The sequence below is a fragment of the Thioalkalivibrio sp. ALRh genome (assembly GCF_000381425.1).
Lineage (GTDB): Bacteria > Pseudomonadota > Gammaproteobacteria > Ectothiorhodospirales > Ectothiorhodospiraceae > Thioalkalivibrio.
In genome coordinates this window covers 832,243-849,218 of sequence record NZ_KB906519.1, presented here as the reverse complement: position 1 = coordinate 849,218, position 16,976 = coordinate 832,243, and the positions used below count along the sequence as shown (strand labels likewise).

At 61.8% G+C, this 16,976-nt stretch carries 16 protein-coding genes; 8 read left to right on the top strand and 8 right to left on the bottom strand.

Going from position 1 to position 16,976, the window contains the following annotated elements:
• Positions 1 to 15: 15 nt before the first annotated feature.
• The 5 genes from F791_RS0104110 (at position 16) to F791_RS0104090 (ending at position 4,474) form a co-directional block, all read left to right on the top strand.
• Positions 16 to 240: a zinc-finger domain-containing protein gene (locus tag F791_RS0104110; RefSeq protein ID WP_018137983.1), complete on the top strand. Its 225-nt coding sequence runs from the start codon at positions 16 to 18 to the stop codon at positions 238 to 240.
• Between the two features lie 76 nt (positions 241 to 316).
• Positions 317 to 1,750, top strand: a complete 1,434-nt coding sequence (hldE, locus tag F791_RS0104105) for a bifunctional D-glycero-beta-D-manno-heptose-7-phosphate kinase/D-glycero-beta-D-manno-heptose 1-phosphate adenylyltransferase HldE (RefSeq protein WP_018993475.1) — start codon at positions 317 to 319, stop codon at positions 1,748 to 1,750.
• 88 nt (positions 1,751 to 1,838) lie between these two features.
• Entirely contained in the window at positions 1,839 to 2,792 is a 954-nt protein-coding gene (gene rfaD, locus F791_RS0104100) for an ADP-glyceromanno-heptose 6-epimerase (RefSeq protein ID WP_018993476.1), read from the top strand.
• A gap of 15 nt (positions 2,793 to 2,807) precedes the next feature.
• Positions 2,808 to 3,728 carry a Kdo hydroxylase family protein gene (locus F791_RS0104095; RefSeq protein WP_018993477.1) on the top strand — a complete coding sequence of 307 codons (921 nt, stop codon included), beginning with the start codon at positions 2,808 to 2,810 and terminating at the stop codon, positions 3,726 to 3,728.
• 2 nt (positions 3,729 to 3,730) lie between these two features.
• Positions 3,731 to 4,474, top strand: a complete 744-nt coding sequence (locus F791_RS0104090; RefSeq protein WP_018993478.1) for a 3-deoxy-D-manno-octulosonic acid kinase — start codon at positions 3,731 to 3,733, stop codon at positions 4,472 to 4,474.
• Here F791_RS0104090 and F791_RS0104085 read toward each other — a convergent pair.
• The 3 genes from F791_RS0104085 to msbA form a co-directional block, all read right to left on the bottom strand.
• Positions 4,444 to 5,562: a glycosyltransferase family 9 protein gene (locus tag F791_RS0104085; protein ID WP_018993479.1), complete on the bottom strand. Its 1,119-nt coding sequence runs from the start codon at positions 5,560 to 5,562 to the stop codon at positions 4,444 to 4,446. The genes F791_RS0104090 and F791_RS0104085 overlap by 31 nt on opposite strands.
• 12 nt (positions 5,563 to 5,574) lie before the next feature.
• Positions 5,575 to 6,537: a lipid A biosynthesis acyltransferase gene (locus F791_RS0104080; RefSeq protein WP_026296409.1), complete on the bottom strand. Its 963-nt coding sequence runs from the start codon at positions 6,535 to 6,537 to the stop codon at positions 5,575 to 5,577.
• 102 nt (positions 6,538 to 6,639) lie between these two features.
• Entirely contained in the window at positions 6,640 to 8,433 is a 1,794-nt protein-coding gene (gene msbA, locus F791_RS0104075; protein WP_019592211.1) for a lipid A export permease/ATP-binding protein MsbA, read from the bottom strand.
• A 233-nt stretch (positions 8,434 to 8,666) separates the two neighbouring features.
• Here msbA and F791_RS0104070 point away from each other — a divergent pair, with 233 nt between their 5' ends.
• Together F791_RS0104070 and F791_RS0104065 are read left to right on the top strand one after the other, a co-directional pair.
• Positions 8,667 to 9,506, top strand: a complete 840-nt coding sequence (locus F791_RS0104070) for a glycosyltransferase (RefSeq protein ID WP_018993482.1) — start codon at positions 8,667 to 8,669, stop codon at positions 9,504 to 9,506.
• 35 nt (positions 9,507 to 9,541) lie between these two features.
• Positions 9,542 to 10,777: an O-antigen ligase gene (locus tag F791_RS0104065; protein ID WP_018993483.1), complete on the top strand. Its 1,236-nt coding sequence runs from the start codon at positions 9,542 to 9,544 to the stop codon at positions 10,775 to 10,777.
• A gap of 140 nt (positions 10,778 to 10,917) precedes the next feature.
• Here F791_RS0104065 and F791_RS0104060 read toward each other — a convergent pair whose 3' ends face one another.
• The 3 genes from F791_RS0104060 to F791_RS0104045 form a co-directional block, all read right to left on the bottom strand.
• Complete coding sequence (locus F791_RS0104060; protein ID WP_019592209.1) at positions 10,918 to 11,583, bottom strand: sulfotransferase family protein; 666 nt, start codon at positions 11,581 to 11,583, stop codon at positions 10,918 to 10,920.
• A 165-nt stretch (positions 11,584 to 11,748) separates the two neighbouring features.
• Positions 11,749 to 12,990: a glycosyltransferase gene (locus F791_RS13440; RefSeq protein WP_156000510.1), complete on the bottom strand. Its 1,242-nt coding sequence runs from the start codon at positions 12,988 to 12,990 to the stop codon at positions 11,749 to 11,751.
• A 38-nt stretch (positions 12,991 to 13,028) separates the two neighbouring features.
• On the bottom strand, positions 13,029 to 14,207 hold the full coding sequence (locus tag F791_RS0104045) for a glycosyltransferase (protein WP_018993487.1): 1,179 nt from the start codon (positions 14,205 to 14,207) through the stop codon (positions 13,029 to 13,031).
• Between the two features lie 87 nt (positions 14,208 to 14,294).
• Here F791_RS0104045 and F791_RS0104040 point away from each other — a divergent pair, with 87 nt between their 5' ends.
• A complete protein-coding gene (locus tag F791_RS0104040; protein ID WP_231364681.1) occupies positions 14,295 to 15,131 on the top strand; it encodes a hypothetical protein in 837 nt (278 codons plus the stop codon).
• Between the two features lie 11 nt (positions 15,132 to 15,142).
• Here F791_RS0104040 and F791_RS13435 read toward each other — a convergent pair whose 3' ends face one another.
• Positions 15,143 to 16,180, bottom strand: a complete 1,038-nt coding sequence (locus F791_RS13435; RefSeq protein ID WP_231364680.1) for a glycosyltransferase family 9 protein — start codon at positions 16,178 to 16,180, stop codon at positions 15,143 to 15,145.
• Between the two features lie 3 nt (positions 16,181 to 16,183).
• Complete coding sequence (locus F791_RS13430) at positions 16,184 to 16,975, bottom strand: lipopolysaccharide kinase InaA family protein (RefSeq protein ID WP_081622262.1); 792 nt, start codon at positions 16,973 to 16,975, stop codon at positions 16,184 to 16,186.
• Position 16,976: the final 1 nt, after the last annotated feature.

The following is a 16,976-nucleotide window of genomic DNA, read 5'->3' as shown; positions in this document are numbered from 1 at the left end:
CGCGAGACGAAAACCATGGTCAATCCCGATACCGCTCATCACCAGGACCAGTACGAGACCGCGAACGCGCAGCCGGAGATCACGGTCACCAAGAAAGACCTGCCGCTGCACTGCCCGACGCCGAAAATGGCGCTATGGGCCTCGCACCCGCGCGTCTACCTGCCGATCGACGAGACCCCGGACGGCCGCTACCAGTGCCCCTACTGCGGCACCCAGTTTATCCTGAAGGACGACGCCTGATCATCGTGGGCCCGCGCCCTGGCATCTGCGCCGGGGTGAATCGTGCCCGCCCCGGGCGTTCCCGCGCACGCATCCGATGAAGCTCTCCCTGCCCCCGTTTGATCAGGCCCGTGTGCTGGTGGTCGGCGACCTGATGCTGGATCGCTACTGGCACGGCGGCACCGATCGTATCTCGCCCGAGGCCCCAGTCCCGGTGGTCCACGTGAGCGAGATCGAGCAGCGCCCGGGCGGGGCCGGCAACGTCGCACTGAACCTTGCCGCCCTGGGTGGTCACGCCGATCTGGTCGGTGTGACCGGCGAGGACGAGGCCGCCGCCGAACTGTCCGGTCTGCTCGAGGGCGCGGGAGTGGCCTGCCACTTCCGCCGCCAGCCCGGGGCGGCCACCATCACCAAACTGCGCGTAATCAGCCGCCACCAGCAGCTGATCCGCCTCGACTTCGAGGACGGTTTCCCCGGCACCCGCGCCGCCGACCTGCTGCCACAGGTCGAGCCCCTGCTGGCCAACTGCGGCGCCGTCGTCCTGTCCGACTACGCCAAGGGCGCGCTGCGCGATCCCCAACCCCTGATTCAGGCCGCCCGCGCCGCCGGAGTCCCCGTGCTGGTCGATCCAAAGGGCCGTGATTTCTCGCTCTATAGTGGGGCGACGCTGATCACCCCCAATCTGACCGAATTCGAGGCGGTGGTGGGGCGCTGCGCCGACGAGACCGAACTGGTCGCGCGAGGCGAGGCACTTGCCCGGGACTGTGGGATCGAAGGGCTGCTGGTGACGCGGGGCGAAGACGGCATGAGCCTGATTCGTCCGGGCGCCGTGCCAGTGCACCTGGGGGCCCGGGCACGGGAGGTGTTCGATGTAACGGGGGCCGGCGATACCGTGATTGCGACGCTGGCGGCCGGACTGGCAACCGGCCTGGAACTGCCTCAGGCGATGGCCCTGGCCAATATTGCTGCCGGTATCGTGGTGGCCAAGCTGGGTACCGCGACAGTCAGCGTAGCGGAACTGCGCCGTGCCCTGCAGGATCAGGAGCAGACCGGGCGTGGGGTGCTGACCGAGGATGAGCTGCTGCACGCCGTGGCGGATGCTCGCGTACATGGTGAACGCATCGTGATGACCAACGGCTGTTTCGACCTGCTGCATGCCGGGCATGTCGCCTATCTGGAGCGTGCTCGCAGTCTGGGCGACCGCCTGATTGTGGCGGTCAACGACGATGACTCGGTACGCCGCCTGAAGGGAGAGGGGCGTCCGGTGAACCCCGTCGAGCAGCGCATGGCGGTCCTCGCCGGGCTCGCCTCGGTGGACTGGGTCGTGCCGTTCTCCGAAGACACCCCGGCGCGCCTGATCGGAGAGGTCCTTCCCGATCGGCTGGTGAAGGGCGGGGACTACCGCCCGAAGGACATCGCCGGGCACGATGCGGTGGTGGCACACGGCGGACGCGTGGAGATCCTCGACTTCCTCGATGGTTGCTCGACCTCGTCGATGATCGAACGCATGCGCAAGCCCTCGGAGCCCTGACACCCGGCGTCCCTCACCACGCTTTCCCCGTCTTTCGTGCGCCGCGTACAATGCGGCGCATCCCCAGCTTTTTTCAGGAGTTGTCCCCGTGATTATTGTTACCGGCGGTGCCGGATTCATCGGCAGCAATCTGGTCAAGGAGCTCAACCGTCGGGGTCGCACCGACATCATTGTGGTCGACAACCTGACCCATGGGCAGAAGGCGCTGAACCTGACCGACTGCATCATCGCCGACTATCACGACAAGGAAGATTTCCGCGACCTGGTCGATGGCGATGCCCACCTGGGGCCAGTGGAGGCTGTGTTCCACATGGGCGCCTGTTCGGCGACGACCGAGTGGGACGGGCGCTACATCATGCGTAACAACTTCGCCTACACCCGCGAGCTGTTCCACTGGTGCCAGGATCGACGTATCCCGTTTATTTATGCCTCGTCGGCCGCGGTGTACGGCGGTAACGACACCTTCCGCGAGGACCCGACTCACGAGCGCCCGCTGAATGCATACGGTTATTCCAAGCTCGCATTCGACCAGTATTTGCGCCGGCACATGGATCAGCTGACCGCCCAGGTGGTGGGGCTGCGCTATTTCAATGTCTACGGCCCGCGCGAGGGCTACAAGGGCGGGATGGCGAGCGTGATCCATCACTTCAGCAACCAGCTGCGCGAGGGCAATACGGTCCGGCTGTTCGAGGGCTGTGATGGTTACGCCGATGGCGAACAGCGCCGCGACTTCGTTGATGTGCGTGACTGCGTGAACCTGAAGCTGTGGTTGCTGGAACATCCGGAGGTCAACGGGATCTACAATTGCGGGACCGGTCGCGCGCGGACCTTCAACGACATGGCGCGTGCGACGATCGACTGGTTCGGCCGCGGCGAGATCGAGTACATCCCGTTCCCGGATCACCTGAAGGGCCGCTACCAGAGCTATACCCAGGCCGATCTGTCGCAGCTGCGTGCGGCCGGCTGCGACCTGGAATTTCACGATATCGAGGACGGTGTGCACGCCTACCTCGATGCGGTCGCGGCCGATCAGGCCGATTGATTCCGGAGAAGTAGCATGAGTGGCCAGCCCCTGCATCGCGTTCGCGCGGACGAGTATGAAACCCCCGGTGATCGCCTGGAGCGCTCGCTGGAGGAGGGGCACGTGTTGTTGTTCGAGCCGGGACGCCTGCCGCTGCCGGATGAGCAGGACCTGGCCTTTCTGCGCGACGAGGTCGGGCGGCTGCTCAGTCTGAAGAACATCAGCTATCACCCGCATGGAGACTTTATCAGCGGCCTGAAGAATGAGGGCGACGCAGGCGCGCGCGTGCGCCGTATCCTGCGCGAGTACGGCCAGCGGGTGGAGGGCTTCCTGGGGCATCTGCTACCGGAATTCACCAGCGGCTGGAGCCCGCGCAAGATCAACTTCCGTCCGGTGCAGGAGAAGGGCCGGGTGATCAAGCGGCACTCCAACAACGAACTTTTGCATGTGGACGCCTTCCCGGCCGGAGCCACTCACGGATGGCGGCCGTTGCGCTTCTTTACCAACATCAATCCGGAAGAGGCGCGCATCTGGCGGGTGGCCGAGGAGTTCGGCGAACTCTATCGCCAGTTCGGCGCCGCCGCCGGCATTGCCCCTCCACCGCGCTTGCGCCAGGGGCTGGCGGAGCGCGCATGGACGGGCAGTCTGCGTGCACTGTCGGCCCTTAACCTTCCGCAGCTCGAAGTGGTCGGTGATACCTCGCCCTACGATCGCGCGATGCGGCGCATGCACAACTGGATGAAGGACAGCGACGAGTTCCAGAATGCCCCGGGGCGTGGTACGGAACTGAGCTTCGAGCCGTATTACAGCTGGTGCGTGCTGACCGACCAGGTCAGTCATGCGGCGCTGTCCGGCCAGCACGCGCTGGTGGCCACCTTCTACGTGCGTCCCGAGGCCTGTCATATGCCCGAGCGTTCCCCCTGGGGGGTGCTGGAGGCCGCCGGCCGGGCTGCCTGAGCGTGGAAGCCCGCCACTGGCGTCGCGGGCGGGTCCGCGTGCTGCATGATGCGGCCCTGCCCGCCGTCCCGGAATCCTGGTGGTTCGATTTCGGCGAGCTGGAGCGTCGAGGTCTGGTGACGGGCCGCGGCGGTGGCCGTGGCAGTGTGGCGTTCTTCCGCAGCCCTTTCGATCCCGACGAGCAATGGGTGCTGCGCCACTACATGCGTGGCGGGACTGTTGCGCGCATTCTGGGCGATCGTTACCTGTGGCAGGGTCTTGCCGAGACCCGTCCCTGGCGCGAGTGGAGCTACACGGCCCGGCTGTATGGTGAAGGACTGCCTGTGCCGCGCCCGGTGGCCGGGCGCGTGGTGCGTTCCGGGCCGCTGTATGCGGCCGATCTGATTACGGTGCGGGTACCGGGGGCGCGTTCACTGGATGAGAACCTTGGCGAGGCCGGGGTTTCGGATACCACGTGGCGGGCGGTGGGCGCCTGCATCCGGCGCTTCCACGATGCCGGGCACTGGCATCCGGACTTGAACAGCCGCAACATCCTAATCGCCTCGGATGGACGGGTCAGCGTCATCGACTGGGATCGTGGGCGGCATCGAGCCGGAACGGACCCGGACTGGCGCGAGGCCAATCTGCAGCGGCTGCGCCGCGACCTGGAGAAGCGCCTGCGGATTCGCAGCCGCTGGGTCTACACCGGTGCCTGCTTTGTGGCCCTGCGTGCCGGTTATGAGGCGGGCGCGTCCTCGGGCGACTGAGCCGCGGCCATCGGCGGCCGGGCGCGGGGCGCGCCCGCTGCCATCAATGCATCCAGGCGTTCGATTGCGTCTTCGGGCCGGATCAGCTCCATTACACCGGGTCGCTCGATCTTGGTGCCCCAGCGGATCGCGCTGGCCGGTTTGCCCAGTTCCCGTCGGGCGGCCTCATCGTAACGATCCACGCACCACGGTCCGCTGTAGTAGGGGCGTGCACGGCCCGGGTTGGTGCAGGCGTACAGGCCGATCACTGGGGTACCCATCGCGTTCGCCATGTGGGCTGGGCCCGAATCCGGGCTGACCACGGCGGTCGCGCGGCCGAGGATGGCCAGCATCTCCTTGATCGATGTGGCCCCGACCAGGCTCCGGTGAGAGAACTGGCTGTGCTTCAGGGTGGCCTCGCCCATTTGGCGCTCCAGTTCGGAAGGCCCCCCGGTAATCAGTACCTGCAGGCCGTGTGTTCGAAACGCGTGGTCGGCCACCTGCGCGCAGCCCTCGGCGGTCCAGTTGCGCAGGGGGTGACTGGAGCAGGGGCTGATCACCAGCGTCGGGGTGTCGTCGGGAATCTCGTCGCGGGCGCGCGCTGTGGCGTCCTCCGGTACGGGAATGTCCCAGACCATGTGGCGACGGCGGATCCCCAGTGTCTCGATGAAGCTGAAATAAATGTCGATTACATGCTGACCGGGGTGCGGCGGGATGCGCGCGTTGATGAACAGACCATGCAGATCGCGCGAACGGGCGCGGTCATAGCCCAGGCGCAGGTCAGCCCGAATGCCCAGGCTGGCGATATTGGCGCGCATGGCGAACTGGTTGTGCAGCAGCACGTCGAAGCGCTCGCCGCGCAGTTGCCGCCAGAGTTCGCGGTAACCGGCCCAGCCGGCCGTCTTGTCGAAGATCCGAAACTCCACATCCGGGATATCACCTACCAGAGCGTGCTCAGCGCGCCCGACGACCCAAGTCAGCCGGGTGTCCGGCCATTCGTGTTGCAGGGTGCGGACCACCGGTGTCATGTGAGTCACGTCGCCCAGCGCCGAGAAGCGCAGGATGCACAGGGACTCGGGCGGGCTGGTCAGGGGTAGTACGCGGGGCATGGTCGCTGCGGCTCACTTGTGAGACTTGCGGCGCCCGGAGCGACGGGCTCGGCGGTGATCCTTGACGCCGGGGTACATGTCTACCTCGGGGTCCGGTTGGCTCTTGAAACGGCGGTGTGCCCAAAAGTACTGCTCCGGGTGTTCGCGTACGGCCTGCTCGATAATCTGGTTCATACGTGCGGCGTCCGCCTCATCGTCTCCGGAGGGATAGTTCTCCAGCTTCGGCCCGAGCACCACTTCGTAGCCCTCGTGTCCGGGCAGGGCGTGATAGAAAAGCGGCACGACACGTGCCTTGCTCATTCGCGCAAGACGCGGGAGTCCGGTCACGGTGGCGGCCGGGATGCCGAAGAACGGAGCAAAGACGTTCTGTCGGCTGCGATAGTTCTGATCGCCCGCGTACCAAACGGGTCGACCATCACGAAGGGTGCGCACGATGCCGCGCAGGTCATCTTTGGACAGTACGGGCCCGATCCTGGCCCTTCCCTGCCTCATGGTGGCATCCGCCTGGGGCCGGCGATCCATGGGCTTGTAGATCACGGCCATGTCGATTTGCCGACTCAGCAGGCGGCCGGCGATCTCGATTGGCGTGAAATGACCCGAGAGCAGGATTACAGGCGACCCGTCGGCCTGTGCCTCCTCCAGATGCTCCAGTCCGCGGACGCGCAGCGGGATGTTGTCTACACGTGGTCCGCCGAACCATGCCAGCGCCAGTTCGGCAAAGCCGCGACCGGTATAACGGAAGTTGGAGCGTACCAGGGCCTCGCGTTCGCGGGCCTCCAGTTCAGGGAAGCACAGTTCGAGGTTGCGACGGATGATCAGTCGTCGCTGGCGGGCCAAAATATAGGTAACAGGCCCGAGCGTCTCGCCCAGACGCAGCACGAGCGGCGCGGGCAGACGAGCGATAAGCCATAGCAGGCCTACGCCGAGCCTGTGGCCCCAGTTGGAAAAAAGTGCCAGGTGAGCGCTCACGGGGATGGCATCAAGTGGGAGTTGATGGCAGAGCCGCTCAGTATATCAGGGGCATCCGGGCCCTTGGTGTGTCGCAGGGATCAGGTGACGTTCCGCGCTGATGTTTCTTCACCGGGGCCCCTCTTTTCCGTCTTCGAACTGGACCTTGTGCAATGCAGCGTATGCACCATTGCGGCCCAGAAGCTCGGCGTGGGTGCCGGCTTCGGTGATGCGTCCGGAATCTACGACCACGATGCAATCGGCATCTTCAATAGTCGAGAGGCGGTGAGCGATCACAAGAGTGGTGCGATCGCGCATGAGAGTCTCCAGTGCGAGCTGGATCTTTTGCTCCGACTCGGAGTCCAGCGCCGACGTGGCCTCGTCAAGGATCAGAATGGGTGCGTTTTTCAGGAGCGCTCGCGCAATGGCGACACGCTGGCGTTGCCCGCCGGACAGCATGATGCCGTTTTCACCAACGACCGTGTCAAAGCCATTCGGGAGCTTGTCGATGAAATCGAGCGCATTGGCCGCTCGCGCCGCTTCTCGGAGCTGGTCTTCCGAGGGTGGTTCTTTCATCCCATAGGCGATGTTGTGTGCCAGTGTGTCGTTGAACAGGACCACGTGCTGGCTGACGACGGCTATTTGGGAACGGAGATCCTGAAGGCGGTATTCCTGAATTGGGTGTCCGTCCAGGCGGATTTCACCTTCGTCGATCTCGTAGAAGCGGGGCAAGAGCCGAGCCAGCGTTGTCTTGCCGCTGCCTGAGCGGCCTACTAGGGCAACGGTCTGGCCTGGTTGGATGACCAGGTTGATATCCTGGAGTACTCGTTGGTGGCTCGTCGGGTACTGGAACCCTACGTGATCGAATTCGATCAGCCCCGTGGCGCGGTGCAGGGGGCGCTTGCCGTTATCTGCCTCCGGAGGGGTGTCCAGGACCTCGAATACACTCTCGCCTGCGGCCAGTGCTTTCTGGATCTCGGCATTGACGCCCACGATGCGCTTGAGTGGGGGTAGCAGCAGGAGCATGGCGACGACAAACGAGACCATCCCTCCAGGCGAAATCGTCTCGAGTACCAAGTCCATGGTTGCGAGGTAGACGATGAGGGCCAGGGCAATGATGGCTCCGAATTGCGATAACGGCTGGGCGGCGGCCTGTACGGCCTTATGGCGCATGGCCTGGCGGTGAAACCGCTCGTTGGTATCACCAAAGCGTCGGGCTTCATAGTCCATCGCGCCGAAGATCTTGACCTCCGTCTGGCCTCGAATCCCGTCTTCAGCGATTTGCGCGTAATCCCCGGTTGACTGCTGCATGCGGCGGCTGATCTTCCGGAATTTGTGGTTGGCGCCCGTAATTACCAGGCCGACGATAGGCGCCACGGTGAAGACGATGAGCACGAGCCAACCGCTGAGGTAGGTCATGTAGGCCAGAAGAAACAAGACGGTGAAGCTGTCCCGAATCAGGACGACGATGGCCTTGGATGCGGCCGAACTGATCTGCGTCACGTTGTACGTGAGCTTGGCCAGCAGGGTGCCGGGGGAGTGCCGGTCGAAAAACGAAGATGGCAATCGGAGATAATGTTCGAACACCGCTTGGCGGATGTCTTTCACTACCTTGCGCCCGATCCAGGCGACGCTGTAATCCGAAGCGAAGGTGGTCAAGCCGTGAAAGAGGAAAATCCCGATCAGGGCAGCCGGTACCCACAGGCGAGCGCCGGCGTCTTGCTCGATAAAGGTGCCGTCAACGAGTGGCTGGATAATCCAGGCGAACGCGGCCTGACCGGCGGCGGCCAGGATCATCGCTGTGATCGCCAGGAAGCCCAGGCGCCAGTAGGGCTTGATGAACGCAAAGATGCGTTTGTAAAGGTGCCAGGACTTGCCAGCGGTCGGGTGGTTCGGGTTCTGGTCGATCGAGCGGGCGCCCATCTGGGTTCCTTGGCAGGCTAGGTGCTAGGCTTGGCGACACTGCATTGATGTGCGGCGCACCTGGGCAAGCGGAGCGCAAGCCGGGTCAGTAAGCCGAGATGGTGCGCATGATAACAGACGTCCGGATCCGTCCCAGGATCAGGGACGCGATACTGGCCGCATGGTAGCATGCGCGCCTGACCTGCCATGTCCCCTGATGTGGGCGCTTGTGCGCAGCCTATCCGGAGTAGTTTATGTCGAGCCATACCATTGTTCCCGGTCGTATCAGCATCTCGATTCCTCACTGGCAGGTCCTGCCTCTGCTGCAGCCGTGCCTGCGTTCGATCCGCAAGAACACGCGCGGCAAGGATGTGGAGGTCATCGTCATCGACAATGGTTCGAAAGACGAAAGCCTGGAGTACCTGCGTTCGCTGGAATGGATCCGCTTGATCGAGCGACCGGAAGAGGGGCTGTTCAATTTCCCGCACAACGTCTGGACCTCGCACGATATCGCGTTGAAAGAGGCCACAGGCGAGTTTCTGGTCACGATGCATACGGACCTGTTTGTAAAGCGCGAGGACTGGCTGGACGAATACCTGAAGGCGATGGGGGATGATCCCCGTCTTGGTGGCGTGGGCACATGGAAGCTGGAGCTGAAGAACCCCGTCTACGAGTTCCAGAAGCGTGTCTTTCATGTGATCCGTAGCAACATCAAGTACGCTCTTGGGCTGCGCAAGAAGCGCTACGTGTGGAAGCAGGGTCACTATCCCAAGGACTTCTGTGCGATGTATCGCCGCCAGATTCTGCTGGACGAGGGGCTCACTTTCCGCAGTGTTGAGGGCAAAAAGGGTTTCTACGACCAGAGTGGTGGCTACTCGATTTCCGCCCAGCTCTGGGACAAGGGGTACCCGACTAAAGTTGTTCCAGTGCGTACCATGATGCCGCGCATCGTCCACCTTGGGCATGGCACTGCTGCTGTCTCCCCCGAGAAGACCCATCGCCGGAACCAGCAGAAGCTCGAGACCCGACGTGACTCATTATTTGACGAGGCTTGGGTGCAGGAGCTGCAAACCAATGCGGCTCTTGATCGATGAGCGCAGAAGTCCGCTGATCGGCCGAGGCTGATGCCGTGAATGCAGGCGCATTCTTCCGGGTGCGCGGATTCTGGTCTTTTGCCCGGTTCCGCGCCGGGGTCAGGGATTCCCGGTGGCTCGGCTGGGCGCTGGCTATATTCCTTGCGGGGTTTCTTGCCGCCTGGAGTACCCGCTTTCATCGCGATGTTCTGTACCTCCTGATAGTGTTGCCGTTCCTGCTGGCCATGAGGTGGCAGGACTGGGGCCTCCTTCTTTCTTCTCGCGTCTTCCAGTTTCTGATCCTGTGGGTCGGAGTGCTCTCGGCCTCGATGTTGTGGAGTGACCCAAGTCTGGTCGACGCCGACGAAGTTTATGACAAGGTCCGTTATGCGCTTCTGACCCTCATTTTTGTCTCGGCGACAGCCTGGGTTGTAGCGACCCGCGACGACTGGTTCGATCGCCTGGTTCTGGTATTGATACCCATAGCGGCGGTTGTTCTCGTGTATTCCATCGGGGTTTACTACGCGGATCATCCGTTTCCCTCGACGCGACTGAACAACATGGTCTTTTACCGCGACAGTCCGAATCGCGGTTCCGTCGGCTTCTTGCTGGTGGCGCTAGTCGGATTGGCCGTCGCCTTGAATCGAGACAAGGGATATCTGCGGATTCTGGGCTGGGTCGGCGTTGCGGTTGGGGTGGCGTTTATTCTTCTTGCGCAAAGCCGTGCGCTACTGCTCGGATTCTCGGTCGGGGCGGTCGTCCAGCTTGCATATTTTCGCTACTGGAAGGTGCTGTTGGGGCTCGTCTTCGGGGTGGGGGCGTTTGTAGTCGTAACTCACGTCATGGATTTTGGGTTCCGAAGCTTTATCGAACGTGCGGATGCTAATCGCTTTACTGTCTGGTTGGCCGTTGTCGATCGCATCATGCAGAACCCCTGGTACGGCGAGGGGCTCATCCTGGATCGTGCCGTCATGGGCGGTGATGGCCGAACGTATTACAGCCCACACAGCATCTGGCTGATGTCGACGCTGGTAGCCGGTATTTGGGGGGCACTCGCTTGGGCACTCTTGGTGCTAGTTGCTATCCGAGAGGCTGTTCACCAAGTGGGGATGACGAGTCGGGAACGTATCGCCGGACTAGCGTTTGGTATATCGATGTTCTTCGGCGGTATCGTGATGTTGTCGTTTGATGGCCACGAGATCATTCACCGGGTAAATCCGCATTTCTGGCTTGGCCTCTGGGTTCCTCTCGCATTGCTGATTGGGTATGAACTACGACGCCGTCTCGCTTAAGGGTCTCGGCAGAAGCTGATTCCCGAAAAAATGCTTCAGCGTTAGCTAGAGTAAGTTCGGGCTGTAGTTTGCGATTGTCTCCATCATCGAGGGGTCTCAGTCCCTTTAGAGAGAGTGCGCCACCTGTCTGGTTTGTTTGGTTAGGCCATCGAGGCTCGTAACGGGGGCTGGTCGTTCTTGTCCAAGCTCTTTGCATACCCGAGTAGCTCGAAGTCTTGCTTGTACGTTTCAAAAACGGAGATCCGACTTTCATCGTCGTATAGTTCAAAGAGGCGCGACGTGGCGCCTGTCTTGCCATGTTTCCAGTCGGATCGACCGGTTTCGCTTGTAATCGCGAGCCGGGTTCGGATAGCGTTCAGATCCTTCGTGAGCGTTTCGACGGAGCCTAGGTAGTCTAGACAGTCGGTTCCGCACGGAATCAGGTCCGTTTGGCGAAACCAGTGGACGTCGTCGCGATACCCGCCTTTCGCGAGGTATGCGCAGAACTCGTTGAAGGTGATTGGCGCGGTGCTCGCGCGGCCCAGCGCTCTCGCGACGGGGACCCTTTGACGCTTTTGGCCTTGGATTTTGTCCAAGTATGCTGACGCTACGCGGGTATATGGGTTTCGAACAACCGAAAAGAGGAAGAACCGCTGGTGAAGGCGGTAGGTCTCCAGGAACCCCAATGAGCTCGCACGATCGTATCCGGATTTATAGGCTCCGGCGCTGTCGCCGTTTTCGGTTTCGATATTGCTGATGGCATAGCTGACAGTGGAATTGGCCGCTTTGGGTATGCGGAAATAGATGAAACGCCGTTCTCGGTCCACGGCAATTCGAGTGTCGACCTTGGTGGTACCGTATCGACACGGATAGCGGAGAAAGAAAGGCGACAGGTGGACTTTCAGATGCGTTCGCAACCCCATGGTCGGTACCTTTGCTTCATCTGGCGCAACAGTTGGAAATAGGCTCGATCAGATTCGTGATGTCGCCGGTCAGGGGGACAGGTAGTGTTCTGCGGCCCGGGCGGCGGTGAACTGGGAGGCCCGGTCTTTCAGGAGCAAGCGATCGGGGGGGGCGTCGATCGTGGCCAGCAGGGCCTCTGAAATCTGTGCCGGGTCGGATGGCACCATGGTGCCGAAGCGACCGTGATCCAGGATTTCAGCGGGTCCCCCCGGGCAGTTGGTGGCAACAACAGGGCAGCCCGATGCCAGCGCTTCGACGAGCACGTTACCAAAACCTTCCCAGCGCGAGGTGAGGGCGAAGACTGATGCCCGAACCATATACTTTAGCGGGTTCGCGGCGAACCCCGGCATGTGGATGTCCTGTCGAATACCGAGTTCGTCAGCCAGTCTCTCCAGATTGGCGCGCTCTGGCCCGTCACCCAGGATTATTAACCGGAGTGGGCGCGTTTGTCGCGCGGCTGCGAATGCTCGGATGAGCGTAGCCTGGTCCTTCTGAGCGGTCATCCGCCCGACATTCAGGATCACTGGGGGGGAGCTTTCGGCGAACCAAGGGTGATCGAATGGTTCGCGGATCCGTTCCCACAGGGCATCCGTGACTACCGGGTTGTAGACGGTCTTGATGCGTTCTCTTGGCAGATCGAGCGTGCTTGCCAGATCATCGGCTACTGCGTCAGAGATCGCCACGAGCGAGTCGGCCTGCGAATACATGCGCCGCAGCAGGGGGCGCAGGTGGTGCCAGCGCCAGAGTCGACGATGTTTTTCTGTCGTAAGCGTGTTCGACAAAGGGTTATGTTCGCTAAGGGTCAGGCGAGGTTTGTGCGTTGTTCCGGATCGAGCGATGGCAAGTGTCAGGTTTTCCTGGGTTCCTCCTCCGATTATCCGTTCTGGGCGATACCCTTCGATATATTGCTGGACGCTTCTTAGGTAGCGAAGCGGCTTGGCACCTTTGGCCGGGAGAATCACGGGTTTGAGTAATTCCTTCCAGCTGTCGGGCGCGCTGTTGAGCGCGCGGATGCGCGTTGCTATTGGGTGTTCGCGCCGCAGACGAATGGCATGCCGATCGGGTTGGTCGGCAAGGTGTTCCAGCCCGTCCGGATTCAACACCAGCAAGTCCACCTTGATGCCCATGCGGAGAAACTCGTTGGCGAGGTTCCAGCGATTTCGTTCGAGTCCTCCACCGGCGCCGTAAAGGTGGCGCATGTGGGCAAATACGATCCCCACACGCTCGGGGTATTCGTCAGGCCCTTGCGGCCCCTTTTCAGAAGGTTTCATCGCTGGGTCAGGCGCAGGCGCAAGTGATCGACAGGCACCTAGATGCCATCAGGCTGAAGCGTTCGAGCTTGCATCATGCTCCCGCTCAGGGCGCCGAGTAGCTGACGTCGGAGCCCCTCCCGCGTGAATCGGATCTCCGACTCCTCCCGCCCCTTCCGCCCAGCAGCGCATCGCTCATCCGGAGAAAGGCGGATGAGTTGGTCGAGGATCTCGGACAGCGCGGCCGGATCGCGGGGAGGGGCGAGGTAGCCGGTCGTTCCGAGGACTTCGGGTGTTCCGCCGCCGCGTACCCCTACGACAGGGATCTCGGCCGCCATCGCTTCGAGGAAGACTCTGGCGAAGTTGTCACCTTCGGAGGGCAGAACGAATACGTCGAACGCCTGCATGTACCGGTTGGCACCTGCTAAAAAGCCTGTGAACAGGGTGCGTGAGTGAATACCCAGATCTCTGGTCTCGGCATGAAGAGCTGCGCGCTCTTTTCCGTCGCCTATAATGACGAGTTGGGCCTGAGCGGCGTCTCGTGTCTGCAGCTTCGCAAAGGCCTTTAGTAGATCAGTGATGCGTTTGTAGCTGTCAAAACGGGCCACACAGCCGAAGACGAACTGGTCTTCATCCAGTCCGAGTCTTTCGCGCGCCTCCGTTTTCGACAGCATTGTCGTGCGCAGGCGGTGGGCGTCGATATAGTTATGGACGACGGAGATACTGTCTGTTGGATACCACGGCATGTTCGCGATGAAGCGATCTCTCTGCGCGTCGGTCAGGGTCAGTATGCCCGTGAGGCGCTTGCGGAAGGCTTGGTAGTAGCGCTGACGGCTTCTGGAATCCGTTGCGTAGTATCCGCGCAGCAGTGCGTAGATCGGGCGACCATGGCGAGCGATGACGCTGGCAAGTAGCAGACTCGCGACGCATTTGTATTGATCCCCAATCATGACGTCTGGTCGGTCCCTTCGCAGGATTCGCGCCAGGCGCCATGCGGTTGCGATTCGGTTCCGTCTGCTTGCCTTGTCGCTGAGACGCAGTCCGGTAACGCTGTCAGCTGGACGGTCAGACTGGTACTCCGAGCCGTCGCCGGTCAAGAAGCACAGAGTGAGGCGGGCGCCTGCCTCGCGGTAGACGCGAAAGTGTTCCCGGACGTTTGCACCCACATGGCCCTTTTTCTCCAGCACGATGAGGATATGCTGGTTGGCGAGGGGCCGTTCTTCTGGTGTATCGGTCATGACATCATGTAGTGGCTTGGTGGCCCGCTATGATCCGCGCGCTTTCGCGGGGGGTGCCGGGGCAGCGAGTCGTTATTGGGAGAGAACGTGCAATCGTCAACGCGAATGGATCGAATGCAGAGTCTACCATCTGGCGTTCGCGATCGGCTGTCCGAGCAACTCCGTACTCCGGCTATTCAGGTGGAGCGTCTGGTTCGCGAGGTATTTCTGGTGCGAGCCGGCGGCCAGGAGACCCTGGTGGTCAAGAGCACAGTTGATGCGGACAAGGAGGTCACCGTTAGCGAGGTGCTCTCCGCGCTGGGAGTGCCCGCTTTCCCGGTTCAGGTGATCGATGCTGGCTGGGTGGCCATGCCTTACAGCCCCGCAAAGTCTGTCGCTGCCATTGTCGATCGGGAGCCTGGCGGCCTTGAACGAGAGAAGCTGTTTTATGGCCTGGGGCAATCGCTTCCAGCAGCCTTCATTGCGGGAATGAAGGACCGCAATATGGACAATGTGCTCTTCGATGTCAGCCGCGGCCGTGCGATGCACCTGGATTATGCGGCCGCATTCGCTGAACCCCTCTGGCGTCGAACTCTCGCTGGCCACCGCCTGCTGGGGTACCTGTACCGGCGTTTGCTTCTGGATCCGCTAGTTCATCTGGAGGAAGGGGATCCGGTGGAAGCTCAGCGAGCCTTTCTGGAGGGAGTTCGAGAAGAGAGTTCTCGGCTGGCGGCCATTCCGTTTCGCACCTTTCGGGGGGTGGCGTTTCGCAGAAGAGTGTATTGCACCCTGGGGCTGGCTCACGCCTCACGGATTCCACGGGTCTGGCCGCGGGCAGCCAGGTTGATCCAGCGAAAATACCTGCCCGGCATTCGACGCGCGGTACAAGAGCCGCTACGAGAGAATTTGGTGAGTGGTGGCCACGCGCTTGGTCGAAGGACTTAAGGTTCTTCCAGCTACTTTGCAAAGCGCTTCTCGGAGAGGCGAATGGCGTTCACCACGTCATCGACCCGGATGCTGTCCATTCGGCGACCGTCGGCAAACTTCTTCTTTCCTTGTTCCGGCGGTATATGTTCCGTGCCGCGAACGATCAGGGCCCGGTTGGTTAGAGGGCCCCAGCGGACGGGATCCGTCGGCCCGAACAACGCAACAACCGGTGTGCCCGTTGCGGCAGCCATGTGCATGGGGCCACTGTCGTTGCCAATGAAAAGAGACGCGCGCTCGAAGAGAGCGATGAGGCTTCCAATGCCCAGTCGCTGCACCAGGTTGACCGGCGGGTCCTCGCACAGAGCCTGAACCTCCTGCGCCGCTGTGTGGTCAGGCCCCGCACCGATCAGAATGGGCTGTTTCCCTTCGCGGCGTAATGTGTCGATTACCTGAGCATATTTCGGCAACGGCCAGTGCTTGTATTCCTTCCCTCCGGCTACATGCAGGCAGATCATCGGGCGCTCCGAGTCTATTTCGTGCGCACGCAGAGTCTCTTCAAGGTTTGCGTGGTCCGAGGACAGTGGCTCAAGCTTGGGCCATCCCCATTCCAGTTCGGGTACGACAGCTCGCCCTATGGCGCCGTAGATTTCGATGCGGTGTTGCATCCCCTCTGGCTTTGCTACGTGCTCACTGAAGCGCCGAGCATACGGTGCGCTGTCTCGACAGATTCGCCGTGGGGCGCCACTCATGGCTCCGAGCCAGCCCCCGCTGCCGCTGCCGCCGAAATCGAGGGCAATCGTGGGTCTTGTGGAGCGGACTGTATGGAGTAGCTTGATGAATCCGATGAAGTCCCTTGCCGGGCTGCCCGTTCTGGGCAGTGTGACAATCGGGCCCTTTAGCGTTGGGATCCGTTTCGCGAGTTCGGCGTGAGGTTCATGAATGACGAGGAGATTTTTCTCGTGCTGGGCCAGAGCAGAGAGGACCGGTGTGGCGACGAGAAAATTTCCCAGGTGCTGATCCAGCATGAGTTGTACAAGTCGATCTTGGTTTTTCACTTCGATGTCCAAAGCTCAGGTCAGGCTGACAGGGGGGCGACGATAGCGCTTCTGGTGCCGTTTGCTAATGACGGTGACGGAGCGGGCGACCGCGGGAAGAAGTCGTTCAACGGGAATGCCGCGAATCTTGCAATAACGGCCGACGAAGGACCGCGCCCAGCTTTGCGTCAGGCCAACCTCGAGCCCGTTAACGGCGAAACGGGCTAGGTCGCGGGCGAGATCCGCCCGGCGCGGCTGGTGATGAAACCGCGCGCCATCCAGGTCGGCGATGATGACGTCTCCTGTGGCTGAGAACAGCACGTTTCCCCACTTGAAATCACGGTGTACAACCCCCGCGTTGTGCAACGTGGCGATCGCTTGAGCGGCCTGTTCACTGAGTAGGGCCGCGTCCGGTAGCGCATCGTCTTCTAGCCATTGATTCAGGCTTGGGTGTTGGGGCAGAGCCTCGCAGAAGAACCAGCTTTCCGCCGAGCCGTCCAGGTAGGCCAGAGGTTTGGCAACCGGCGCGTTATGTCCTTTCAGGTAGGTCGAGAACTCCCAAACCCGGCGGGCACGGGAGCGAATGCCAAGATGCCCAAGAATCCGGTTTCTCCATCGGGATGGATACCGCTTGTAAAAGACAGGGTCGGGCGAGAAGTCCGAGAAAAGGAGCCCGCTCTCGGCCTGGGCATTGGTCTTCAGGCATTCGCGCCGAGCCCCGTCGAGTACGGGGTGCCCCGCCTGGAGCGCTTTCACGACAGGGTGGTCGGGATTGCCGGCACCGCAAAACCCGGAAGTTAGCCGGATGCTTTGGCTGTTCGAGTTCATT